Source organism: Telluria sp. ZB4P34 (assembly GCF_059686055.1).
Genome location: NZ_JCASIF010000011.1, coordinates 1 through 12,037 on the forward strand (window position 1 = coordinate 1; position 12,037 = coordinate 12,037).

Below are 12,037 nucleotides of genomic sequence, written 5' to 3' on the forward strand. Positions count from 1 at the left end.
ATTCTGCGCTCGGCTACAAATCGCCGCGCATGTTTAGGAAAGAGCGACGCCGTCAGGCTCTGGAAACTGACGCTAAATAGGCATCGGGCTGTGTCTGGGAAAAGCGGGGCAAGATCAGGGAGAACCCGGCCACCCTACGCTTCACTGAACGGCATTACCAATTTGTGGGGCTCTTGATCAGTATGCTTGGCGGAAGCGGTGTCAGCAGTAGTTTGTCTATGAAAAACGAAACGTTTTCAGGCCTCTACCCACTTGGGTACCCACTACCCTACCGTAGTCCAGCAATGGAAGCTTTCGCGAACAATGGCGGTGGAGGTAAATCAGCTAAAACAACCATTAGCAGGTTCTTGGGATCACCGATCTTCCGTTACCGTTAGCCGCTTCGTCAATGATTGCACTCACTGATATTCTTTCTGTGGGCTATCCAATTCATGCCGTGTTTGCACGTCAACTTGATTGCCCATCCCGCTTTGAATGTGTAACTATAACACATTATCTTTCACGGCAATATTATGGCCTCCAAGCGGATAAATGCAAAGAGCATTGGCTCCGTGAGGCGCGCTCTGCGCCCCACCAATAGCTTTATTCACGTATTTTCTACGTCTCGCCTCCCCTTTTTGCTACGAGGTGCCTTTTTAGTGACGGGGGTTGGGGCCAGCTCTAGGTTAAGCGCATGTTGAGATTGCTGGCTCTTACTAGTATAGCGAGTACGGATAGGAGCGGCGTTTTCAAATTTATGTCCTTGAACCTTCAAGGCGACTTCGAGAATCTGATTGAGCGCGTCTGTCAACGAGCGTTCTTTTGCCGAGATCAAGGGAACATTCGGCTTTTCATCGCTTACACCGCCCTGGCCAAAGCGAACCTGCATTGCAACACCTGGCACAACCTCAACTCCAAGCGTGCGTGGCAGCATTTTAGGGAGTTCCATAATTTGGCTCACGTCGCTGAGCGAGCCGGAGAGCCACGCAAATTCAGCCCATCCAATGTCTGCGGAGGAGGTATCGGCCCATTCGAATCGTGGCTTTAGAAGGCGCTCCGCCCCCTTTACAGCACGCAGCCACGCGGCATCCCAGCAACGCGACCCAGCAAAAGCAGCTATGAGGCCAAACCAAGCAAACGCCTCAGGTATTACCTTTCTAAAACGATTCAACAAGAATGCGTGAGACGTACTGCGACCAACCATAAAGACGGCGGCAGCGAGCAAATACGCAGCAGATGCCGCCGATTCCGATGAGGTAGAACCAAGAACTTCTTCACAGAATTCATTGAACGCTATTACGCGCTCTTCTGCCGAGTCGCTATTTAGACCTTTATAACTACCTAAGGAATACCGATCTCCTTTAGATGCAAAACTATCTTGATCACGAAGAAGTTTCCCTGCCGCTTGAGCCACAATAATAGCGGCCTCGTGCGCTTCAAGGTAACTCTCAATTCGCATTTCACATAAAGCCCAGATAGGAGCTAGTTGAGAAACGGTTATCGGTCGACGAGAGAATCTAGGATCGCTCGATAGAATCCGAAGTCTGTCCACACACTCCTTTGTCACGTCGTCGCTTCCAAAAATCTGTGCTGATCGTCCGACTGGCAGTGTCAATGAACTTGCGATTCGGGAAAGCGGCATGTTCTGCAAATCGACATCAGACTCAGACTGTGCGAGAACTTCGCCAACCGAAACTGATGCCCATCTCTGCAGGAGAAACTCCCTATGGTAGCTAACGTTTTTTTTCTTCGACGAGAATGTGATCCAATCACTGAACTTCACAACTCGCGCGAACTGACTCAAAGGGAATGCCTCCTCGGCGAACACCCGTAGCCACGACATAGTTTCCGTCGCAGAGTCGTCTGCAAGGACTATTACAGAGGGTGCAGACGTTGACCACGGCGCATCCCTGTTATCGACCGTATATCCAAGCGCAAGCTTCCCAGAACGGAGATCCAACAAAGACGGATCGCTAACGGATTCACCGTTCGGCGAGGCCTCGTCAAGGAGAACATCCAACAAATCCTCCCTGCCGACTGCAAACCATCGAATTACTTCATTCATGCGTCCTCCTCAAAGAGCGAATCCATTTCCATGAGTACCGGTTTAGCAAAAGCATTTTCGAGTGCTGCACTAGTCGGACCTGTTCGAAACACATTCAATGCTGTCCGTGCCCGCGTTATGCCGGTATAGGCCAACTTGGTCCGACGAAGGGGAAACGCATGAAGTTCTTCCGCAGCGAAGATATGCACAGCCCGGAATTCCGTTCCTTTCGAGTTGTGGAGCGTCATCACGTGGATCCGAGCGTCTGACAAAAATGAGCCTCCCCCCTCGCCATGGTAGGCGATGAGGCCGGCCAATTCCGTTTTGTCAAATCGCTCCTTGAGTTCCGCAATAGCCTCATTTGTTCCGGCAAAAACGCCAATATTGTCGTCGTTAAAGGCAATTAGCTGAACGCGAATTAGCTCTGCCATCTTTGCAAATTGCTCGTCACGAGAGTCCTTCGGATGGAGCTCCGCTGTCGACTTGCCATGCAGCTTTTCATTATAGTTCGCTCGCGCAGCAAGACCGGCACTTCCCATGGGAGGTGGGACTAATCGATCAGCAACCTGGGCAATTCTTTGGCCGATCCGAAAGTGACTTGTAAGTTCATGCTTTTCTAAGTTCAATTTCTCTGCAATGGCTAATCCATCTTGATGGTAAATTCCCTGCTTGTCGTCGCCGCAGATACAAACGTTGTCGCTCAGACAAAGTAACTGCTCAAGCTCGTCGGATGAAAGGTCTTGAGCCTCGTCAACAAACACCGCGCTGTATATCTTCTCTGAAGGACGCTTGGAGTTTGCCTCCTTCAGCTTCTCAAGAATTTCGGCCCGGGTTTGATTGTCAAAAACGCTTCCCTTCGGCTTGCCGCTCACGCCTAACTGGTCGATTATATAATTTCCGGCCCATGAGTGGAATGTCATTACTTGATCTGGTGAGATATGCCCGGATTTTCCGATCCCAGATCGTATAAAGTCGCAAAGAGAATTGGTAAAGGTGATTATGAGAACATTCTTTTCGCCATTGCCTGCGAGAAATTGAGCTCGCAACAGTAATAGATTTGTCTTCCCAGAACCAGGTGGCCCAACCAACGAATAGCGCCCCTGCGGGGGCAAACCGATAAAGTTAATCTGCTCTGGAACCAACTCGCTTTTCTTGCGCCACCAACTCGATTTCATTTTCCTGTCCTTTGTTTAAACCGCAGTACTGTGAAGCACGCTCGTGTCGCCGCCCGTTGCTTCAATACGCGAAAGTGCAAGTCCTATAAATTCAGCCACATTGTTGGCTATAGCTGTTACGGTCTCGTCCTCGGCTGCTCCGATACATACTTCCAGGCAAGGTGTCCTCGGAGTTTGTGATTTCCGAGATTCACCTGCACTGGGAAGATAAATTGCTCCGACTTCAACTAAGGCAGATTTCTCATAGATTCCAGATTTCCAAACAATATCGCAGTCGATGCGGACGCGAATCGATCTTTCTGGACTAATCGTGAAAGCGACATTGGCAGGAGCGTTTGTATATTCGGTAATCATAGTAATTGGCAATTCTGTTCCGCAGACCGCAATTAATTCAGTTCGGACTCTCTCAAAAATTCTAGTGCAATATTCCTGCCGTTCATGAACGAGTCTCGCTGTTGAGGTTGCTTTAGCGACTTCTCCTAAGTGACCTAACCCTTTCGACAATTTATTCTTCAAAGCAGCTAGTGGATCCTCAGCTTTGTCAAATTGAAAATCACCCCAATCGACTAATGAAAGCCGAGTGTCGAGGTCTTTAGTTAGACAACGAAGTGCAAGTGCTTTTTCTGCAGAAAGACGCTTTGTGTCGGTATCGGAGAAACTCGGATGTTTGGTAAGGACCGCCCGAGCAACGAGCCAGCGATTTCCAAGAAGTACTTCATATTGGAATAGCGCTTCTTTTTTTATCAAGTCATGGAGCACCGCGCCAACCTGGTAGAGATTCAAGCCCCGCCAAAGTTTATCGGTAGGCTCATCGAGTCGAAACAGGTATTCCGGCGAACTGTATTGTGCCGTTGCAAGAAACGGCCTACCGACGCCGGCATCGGTTATAGCAGCGTCGTCTGCACTAGAGTTAGCGAATTCTCTAGCTACGCCTAGGTCAAGCAACTTTAGTTTTTGGAAGTCGGGAGACACATGAATATTTTCCGGTTTTATGTCCCGATGGACGATATTCATCCCTTCGAGGTAATTGACCGCCTCCACGAGTTGCCTCATTAGCCGACCAATAGCGGTATCTGGCACTTTATCAAGCTGCTTCGAAAGTTGCGGCCAATCGTTAAATTCCATCTCAATTATTGCAGTGTCTTGCGACTCATCAGCAAAATAGGTTTGGATGAGGCTGGAACATTTTTGGTCAATGAGTCGGCGTTGAACATCAATGCGCCGTCTGCTGGCTGCGGCGAGCGCCCCAGAAAAAAGCTCAGGATTGAATACCTTAATAGCCCTATATTCGCCATTCCTTAAAACCTTGAATATCGTCGCTGAACCACCTGCATCAATAAAATTGATGGAATCATAGCCGCCTGTAGAGTTCAAGTGGTTAATTAAACGCTCTTTAAGATCTTCAATAAGCTTTTGTTCGAGTGCCGGCATATTTTTTCAAACCTTGCGGTGAAATCATTCAATTTGCATCTGTGACTTAAACGTCCGAGGAATCGCTCTCATTAGGTTGAGTGATGTAGGTCTAGTGTGCCGTCAATCTCCGTTGGCTTCAGGATCAAGTCGTCTGTCGCAGATTTCGTATATGCAATTTTATAACTCTGCGGGCCTCTGGTCCATCAGAAGTTGACGACATTTCACTTGGCGATCGCAACTACTTGGCTGTTGATTGCGATGCTGACGTTGTGATGCCGACGCTGCCACAATTGGATGCTTATGAAGACCTCTTCCGCACGCTTTTGTGCCACCTGGAGATTTGGAGAAACATGGTCTAGCTCGGCGTGTCCCAGTAGAAGCTGGACCGTTTCTACATCCAACCCTTGCTGGATCAACCCGGAGGCCATCGTGCGTCTACCGCTGTGCGAGGACCCGCCCCGTATGTCGGCGTCTCTGTACAGCTTTGTGACGTGTGATTGCAAGCTGTCGCACGCCAGATAATCGATTGGCTCGCCGGCCGAGCTCACCCTGGGCTTCGTGTTGAGATGGAACTTGTACCCTTGTGTGTCAGGATCAGCTTGCTCGCTGGCTCAAGACCTCGGTAGCGGCTCGGATCGCTGGTCGTTCGCAGGCGCCACACCACCCGGTAGCTCAGGTATTGATCGATTGCGTCAATGGCCTTTGCGTGGCTCAGGTAGATGCAGCGTTGCCGGCATCCTTTGGTGATCGCGGCGCGCAGAATGATTTCTTCGCGAAGCGCACCCGAACGTGAGCAGCACGTCTTGCACTTCGATCTGTGCGATCTCGGTTACGCGCATGCCGGCAGTTAAGCCCAGCAGCAGAACAAGGGTGTCTCGCTCAGGATGCCTGCTGGTGGCCGCAGTGACGCGGAGAAGGTGACGGATTTGCCTCGGCTGGAGCGAGGTGGCTTGGGCCATGTGAACCTCTGAACATGATTAATCGAAAACGGATTCAGAGGGAGTCGTGGATAGACTCTTTTTCCAGAATAGCACGGCTTGAATGCCGCGGTCCTTGGAAAAGTGGATCATGCGTTCGCGCCCTGCTAATTCATACTCGTTTGTTCACTAGCTCAGCGTCACATAAGTCTTACTGAGCAAGTGGGCACGTGTTTAGCACTTTATCGCTTCTATGCGCATTCCACGTGTGCGACCGGCGGGTGGAAAGCTTAAGGTTTTAAGACGACAGTCTATCCTGCCAAAGAACTAAAAACTGAAACCCAGTCTTTGATACGTCCGATCTGATTAAAAGCGGTCTCGACACCGGCATTTGCGCAATACCTCAGCAGTCACCGGACTGCAAACTGCGGTTCAGTGTCCGCGGTAGTTGAACCTGCTAGCGTGCTCTCGGAACGCTCGAGCGCCATACGGACTGAAGCAGACTAGTCGATACAACCCCACACAATGACTCTCAGTTCAGACTAGAGGCACACATGGATCAGCAAGCGATTGGTACCGTTATCGAGCGTCGCGCATCGAACAACCGTGCCGACATTCGGTTCATCAGGTTGAAGGAAGTGATGGCAATCTGCGGAAAGTCGCGCAGCAGTGTCTACGACGCAATCAAGAAGGGCGCGTTCCCGAGGCCGGTAAAGCTCCAGGGTCGATCGGCAGCATGGATCAAGAGCGAAGTCGAGCAGTGGGCGGTGCAGTGCATTCGTGCTAGCCGCAGCGACTGCAACTCCTAGCCTGTAGCCCCACTGTCGGGCAATCCCAAGAGACGCCGTAGCTCAGCCATCACTTCCGCTAGGTCCGGCGCCATGAGTTTGCTCTTCGAGAGAAACGCTCGCCACTGCTGCTGTTTGATTGGACTCGCCGCAAAAGCGTCAGACAGCCCGAGTGGCGCAGCCTGCGGCACCTCGGTTCTCCGGCGGGCAAACGTGGCTTGGACCGCCTGACGGAGAATTGCCTCATCGATCTCGGCATAGGTCGCAAGGAACCACAGGTCGAAGTAATCCTTCAGGCGCGTGTTCGCCATACCCAAGCTGACGATCGCTTCGTACTTTTCAGCGATGACGGTGTACACGGGATAGGCACGCAACGATGGTGGCGCGACATCCGCCAAAAGCGCCGGAAACTGAACGAGTTCTGCGCCAGGCGTCACGGCATCGCCGTATCCAACATCGATCTGCACCGAGCAGCGCGCACCACCCAGTGTGCCGAGCAGTGTAACTCGCACGCCTTCATAGTTGGCTTCCTTGCGAATCCGCGCCGCCTGCACGCTGCCCTGGTCGAAGACCATCCCGTCATCGGATTGTTGAACACAGACCTGCTGAAAGACCCCGATCAGGTCGTCAAGCTCGGAAGACCCGAACCCAAGCAAGTCGATGTCCCGGGTTGGCCGGTGCGGCTGGTCGAACCACAGGTCGAAGAGGAGCGCGCCCTTCAGCAGGAACTGATCGGACCAGGGCGACACGCTTAATCGGTATAGCAGCCGCTCGAGCGAATACCGCGTCAGGATCAGGTTGAAGTCTGTCCTGTCGGCCCGTGCGCGGTTCAGAAGCCGTGCGCGAACCGATGCAGCACGATTCGATGCTTTCATGCCGCCCCCACAGCTTCCAGATACGGACGCATGACGTTTGCGACCCTGCAGATCTCCGCATAGCGCCACAGTTCGTCCATTGTCGCCCGCTTACCGTCCCAGGCTTCGCGCAGGGCTTCGAGCGCAACATCGAGGCCAATCTTGTTGCGGAACTTGAAACAGTCAACAACCGTCTTCGCCACGCTGAACACGCGCACCTGGGCGCCAGCAAGGTCTGCAATGTCGATACCCTCGGTCATCGCCGGTCCCGACATGCGGACTACCCGTAGCGGCGGATAGTCGAAACGCGGAGCACGAGCCTTGTGCGGTATGGCGAGCCAGACGTCGGATGACTGATGCGTGGTCACATCATGAAAACGCAGCGCGGAGAGCAGGCATAGCACCCCACTTCCGCTACGTGTCGTTACCTCGGCAAAGCTCTCGTACTCGGACGCAGACCGGTCGGGCAATGTGTACAGGCCTCGGCCGAGTTTGAGCAGCCGGCCTTCGTCGGTCAGCGAGGCCAGCAGTGCGCGCGGCGCACCGGCACTGTCCACATCTCGTGTACGCAGTATGCCTTTGGACCGGGCAAGCTCAAGAATTCGTTCAGCTTGTTGACTCATGAAGCAAGTCTACACAAAACATCGGCACTTATCCACGTTTGCCGACATTTTGTTAGATATCTCCTGTTCTAAAGTGCCTGAACGGGTGCCAACTGAAGACATCGAATCCATTGGATTTGCATACGATTGCAAACATATCGATTGCTCTACGACAGCATGCTTCGGCATACAATTGATGAGTCGACAAAACATACCGAAGGTCATGCAGACCATTCCTCACTACGATCAGAACGCCGAGCAGCTTGTCTTCCAATACGAATCGCTGAGCTTCGAGCATGTGCACCCTGCCCTGCTGGACCTGCTACCACCGCCCGGTGCGACGATTCTGGACGTCGGCGCCGGCTCTGGAAGGGATGCCGCCTGGTTTGCAGCCAAAGGATACGACGTCGTCGCCGTCGAGCCCTCGGAAGCGATGCGTACGCTGGCGCGCAAGCGCCATCCTTCACCACGGATTCACTGGGTGGCTGACAGCCTGCCGGACCTCGCCCAGGTACGCCGGCTGGGACTAACCTTCGATCTGATCCTGCTCTCTGCAGTCTGGATGCACGTGCCGCCAGCCTCACGCCAGCGTGCTCTGCGAAAGCTGGCAACGCTGCTGTCGCCAAATGGACGCATCGCCATCAGCCTTCGCATCGGCCCACCCGATACCGATCGCGCCATGTACGAGGTAACGCTGCCGGAGCTGACGGCGATGGCCCAGCAGTTCGGGCTCAGGCTGGTGCGCACCAACGACAGCCCAGACAGGCTGGGTCGGCTGGGCATTTCGTGGACGACAGCGGTCCTTGGCCTACCCGATGATGGCTTAGGCGCACTTCCGCTTCTACGCCACTTGATCCTCACCGACGGGAAATCATCGACCTACAAGATTGCGCTGCTGCGTATCCTCGCCAGGATCGCCGATACCGCGGCCGGAGCTGCCCGCCACGAATCGGAATTCGTTGTCCTGCCAATGGGCCTGGTGGCGCTCTTTTGGCTACGCATGTACAAGCCGCTCATCGAGGGTGGGCTTCCCCAGATGCCGCCCAACCGGGCCGGGAACGCACCGGGCTTCGTGACCAACAATTTCACTGCCTTGCGCCCTATTCGCCCGGTGGACCTCCGTGCGGGGATGGCGTTCGACGCCGACACCGCGCGGCACCTTCATGGAAGCCTGTGGGAGATCTCCCGCTTGATCCGTGAAATGCCGGTCAAGTACCTGCGCTGGCCGGCGAGCGACGAGAACATTTTCCGCATCAGGCACCAGCGCCGTACACCGACACCCTCAAGCCTGCGAATCGATGATCCTTTCCTGTGGAGCATCGGCGAGTTCCACGTTCCGCTCCAGATCTGGGATGCGCTCAGCCACTACAATGTGTGGGTTGAACCGGTCCTCGTTGCGGAATGGGTGCGCCTGATGGAGTCCTACGCCGGGCAACTTGGCCCGGCACTCGGCCAGACTGCATATTCGCTGCTTGCCTGGGCAGATCCCGAGCGCGACACCAGCTTCGCGCGTGCCGCCGTCGAACGGCTCCGCACGCGGGGCAAGTCCATCTACTGCGTCTGGTCGGGCCAGCGGTTGCGGGATGACTACGACATCGACCACTGCTTCCCCTTCGCCGCCTGGCCCTGCGGTGACGCCTGGAACCTGATGCCTGCATCGAGGCGGATCAACAGCGAAAAGTCGAACCGCCTGGTCACGCAAACTGCCCTGGAACGAGCCAGTGACCGGATCACGGAGTGGTGGGAAGATGCCTTCCTGTCGACGGGGACCGATGCGCGGCAACGATTCTTCGTCGAGGCCGGGCAAACCCTTCCGATGCTGGAAACCTCGGCTACGCCGGCAGTGTTGATCGATGCGATGAAGGTGCAGCGTATCCGTCTGGCGAAAGATCAGGGTCTGCGCTCATGGGAGCCAGCGGCAAGCCGCGAACGACTCATAGTCGATCCAGGCTTCATCTAACCGATACATGAGTCGACCCCGGAACTACGTCATGACGTAGTCCACTACGTGCAGCAAGGTGCTGGTCTCGCTACAAGCCTACATAACAGCGCGGCTGATACCGCCCTTGCCGGCCGATTCACCTCGCCTCATCAAGTCACCGGCGTCTCCCAGGGCGATAGCCGGTGCGCGGATTTTCAATCGCCAGCGTTCGGGCAAATCCATCTCATGGCCCTGTTCCAGGCATGCGCGCTGCTCCTAAACCGAGTGATCACGTATTGACGCATTCGCAATCCATCTTATTGGAGAGAGCGCCACAGTGAAGCTGTATGCAATAGTTGCAACACATCACGTATGTACAGTCACTCCAAGCTTGTTCAAGCGCAGATAACAACCATATAACGGACACTACGAGACGCCTGATGTCTACAAGCCCTAGTTTGCACGTGCTCTTGATTGAGCCTGACGATGATTTGCGCTTTCTACTCCAGACCTTGCTTGGGCTGACAGGTTGCGCCGTCGAGACAGCGAAAACCTACAGTGACGCACTGGAGCGGATCGAGGCGAGGCCGCCCGATCTGATCTTCACGGAGCTTGTATTGGAGGACACCGCAGGACTCGGCTTGGGTCGACGGTTTCGGTCGCTACGCCAGCTGGAAAGTACGCGGCTCGTCGCACTGACCGGCCACTGCCAGCCCGGCATCGCCAAGGATGCGCTGAAAGCCGGATTCAATCACTACCTGATCAAACCGGTATATTTTCCCGAGCTCTTCGAGATACTGAAGCCGATTGCAGAGCATCGCGGCTGCAGCCTGACCGACGTCGGCCTTCCGGGGCGCTATGGCATGACGGCGCACTCGCCGCCATTTGCGCAGTAGTCCGCCCAGGCCTGCATTAGCAGCACCCGCTTGTCCAGCAGGTCTCCACGCCGGTACGCAGCCTCCACCTTGTCGGGCAGGCTGTGCGCCAGCGCGTGCTCGCATACTTCGCGTGAAAACGCGTTGCCGGCCCACTCCGAACACCAGTCGCGGAAGCTCGAACGAAAGCCATGGATGGTGATGTCGGTCCGTCCCATGCGCCGCAGGACGGCCGTCAGGCTCATGTCGGACAGCGTCGTCTTCGCGTCACGCCCCGGAAAAACAAAGCCTCCACGGCGCTCTAGCGCCTGCAGGACCGCTATCGCGCTGGTGGACAGCGGCACGCGGTGCTCCTTCCCTGCTTTCATGCGCTTGGCCGGGATGGTCCATAGCTTCGCTTCCAGGTCGAATTCATCCCAGGTCGCGCCACGCACCTCGCCTGATCGGCAGGCCGTCAGGATTGCGAACTCGATTGCGCGGGCGGAGACGCCTTCGCGCTGCCGGAGGTCCGACATGAAGCTGCCCACTTCACGCCATGGCAGCGCCGGATGGTTCTTCACCGGAGCGATCTTGTTCGGATTGGCAAGCAGGTTTTCCAGGTGCCCGCGCCAGCGCGCAGGATTTACGTCATGACGTAATTTGCGTGTGGCCGCCCAGTCCAGGATGCTCTCGATGCGTCCGCGCAGGCGCGTGGCCGTCTCCGTCTTCGTCTTCCAGATGGGACTGAGCACTTTCACGATCAGGTCCGTGTCCACGTCGGCCACCGGCAGCGAGCCAATGACAGGGCTGGCATACATGGCGAGCGTGGTCTCCCACTGCGCCGCGTGTTTGGCGCTTTTCCAGCTGCCACGGTGCGCGTCGATGTACGATGCAGCGCATTCGTCGAAGCTCACGCGCTTGGCCTGGCGCTGCGCATGCTCGGCGCGGACCTTGTCCCGTTCTTCCAGCGGGTCGCGCTTGTCCAGCAAAAGCAGGCGGCATTCTCGCGCCTTCTCACGCGCCAGCGCCAGGTCGACGGTGATGCAGGAACCAAGTCCCATCTCGCGGCGCCTGCCGGCCAGGTCGTAGCGGAAGATCCAGCTCTTCGATCCGCTCTTCGACACCTGCAGCCATAATCCGCCGCCGTCGCCATAGAGGCCTGGCCGAGTCACGGCACGCACTTTGATCGCAGAAAGCTTGTTGATCGTGTAGCTCATCAAGGTACCCACCTTTCGACCACATTCTTCACTCTCAAACCTACCCACCGCCTTACCCACTCGGCAGGGCTGGATGCAGGGAGATTGTAGTGGACGCCGGCGGACCCCGATTTTGACATTTCTCCTATGAGGAGACGAAAAAAAGCCCCAACATGTGGGGCTCTTGTTCAGTATGCTTGGCGGAAGCGGTGAGATTCGAACTCACGAACGGGTTCCCCCGTCGGCAGTTTTCAAGACTGCTGCCTTCAACCACTCGGCCACGCTTCCCTGAGG

At 55.3% G+C, this 12,037-nt stretch carries 10 protein-coding genes and 1 tRNA gene; 3 read left to right on the forward strand and 8 right to left on the reverse strand.

Annotation, left to right across the window (positions count from 1 at the left end; all coding sequences use genetic code 11):
• Positions 1–586: 586 nt before the first annotated feature.
• From AC56KL_RS16980 to AC56KL_RS16995, 4 genes are all read right to left on the reverse strand, one after another.
• On the reverse strand, positions 587–2,044 hold the full coding sequence (locus tag AC56KL_RS16980) for a hypothetical protein (protein WP_497181346.1): 1,458 nt from the start codon (positions 2,042–2,044) through the stop codon (positions 587–589).
• Positions 2,041–3,198 carry a UvrD-helicase domain-containing protein gene (locus AC56KL_RS16985; protein ID WP_497181347.1) on the reverse strand — a complete coding sequence of 386 codons (1,158 nt, stop codon included), beginning with the start codon at positions 3,196–3,198 and terminating at the stop codon, positions 2,041–2,043. Before AC56KL_RS16985 ends, AC56KL_RS16980 begins: the two co-directional genes overlap by 4 nt.
• A gap of 15 nt (positions 3,199–3,213) precedes the next feature.
• Positions 3,214–4,629, reverse strand: coding sequence for a protein kinase domain-containing protein (locus AC56KL_RS16990; protein WP_497181348.1), 1,416 nt, complete (start codon positions 4,627–4,629; stop codon positions 3,214–3,216).
• A gap of 203 nt (positions 4,630–4,832) precedes the next feature.
• Positions 4,833–5,159, reverse strand: coding sequence for a tyrosine-type recombinase/integrase (locus tag AC56KL_RS16995; protein ID WP_497181349.1), 327 nt, complete (start codon positions 5,157–5,159; stop codon positions 4,833–4,835).
• 923 nt (positions 5,160–6,082) lie between these two features.
• Here AC56KL_RS16995 and AC56KL_RS17000 point away from each other — a divergent pair.
• Entirely contained in the window at positions 6,083–6,337 is a 255-nt protein-coding gene (locus AC56KL_RS17000) for a helix-turn-helix transcriptional regulator (protein ID WP_497181350.1), read from the forward strand.
• Here AC56KL_RS17000 and AC56KL_RS17005 read toward each other — a convergent pair.
• Together AC56KL_RS17005 and AC56KL_RS17010 are read right to left on the reverse strand one after the other, a co-directional pair.
• Positions 6,334–7,191 (reverse strand): nucleotidyl transferase AbiEii/AbiGii toxin family protein, encoded by an 858-nt coding sequence (locus AC56KL_RS17005; protein WP_497181351.1) that lies wholly within the window; start codon positions 7,189–7,191, stop codon positions 6,334–6,336. The two genes, AC56KL_RS17000 and AC56KL_RS17005, sit on opposite strands and share 4 nt — an antisense overlap.
• Entirely contained in the window at positions 7,188–7,793 is a 606-nt protein-coding gene (locus tag AC56KL_RS17010) for a type IV toxin-antitoxin system AbiEi family antitoxin domain-containing protein (RefSeq protein WP_497181352.1), read from the reverse strand. The genes AC56KL_RS17005 and AC56KL_RS17010 overlap by 4 nt, the downstream gene beginning before the upstream one ends.
• Here AC56KL_RS17010 and AC56KL_RS17015 point away from each other — a divergent pair.
• Entirely contained in the window at positions 7,792–9,732 is a 1,941-nt protein-coding gene (locus tag AC56KL_RS17015; RefSeq protein WP_497181353.1) for a class I SAM-dependent methyltransferase, read from the forward strand. The genes AC56KL_RS17010 and AC56KL_RS17015 overlap by 2 nt on opposite strands.
• 425 nt (positions 9,733–10,157) lie before the next feature.
• The gene (locus AC56KL_RS17020) at positions 10,158–10,589 is read left to right on the forward strand and encodes a response regulator (protein ID WP_497181354.1); all 432 of its coding nucleotides are present in this window, start codon (positions 10,158–10,160) and stop codon (positions 10,587–10,589) included.
• On the opposite strand, the gene AC56KL_RS17025 is transcribed toward AC56KL_RS17020, so the two are convergent.
• Together AC56KL_RS17025 and AC56KL_RS17030 are read right to left on the reverse strand one after the other, a co-directional pair.
• The gene (locus AC56KL_RS17025) at positions 10,550–11,764 is read right to left on the reverse strand and encodes a tyrosine-type recombinase/integrase (RefSeq protein WP_497181355.1); all 1,215 of its coding nucleotides are present in this window, start codon (positions 11,762–11,764) and stop codon (positions 10,550–10,552) included. The genes AC56KL_RS17020 and AC56KL_RS17025 overlap by 40 nt on opposite strands.
• Before the next feature lie 177 nt (positions 11,765–11,941).
• Positions 11,942–12,031: transfer RNA gene (locus AC56KL_RS17030), tRNA-Ser, on the reverse strand.
• Positions 12,032–12,037 lie beyond the last annotated feature (6 nt).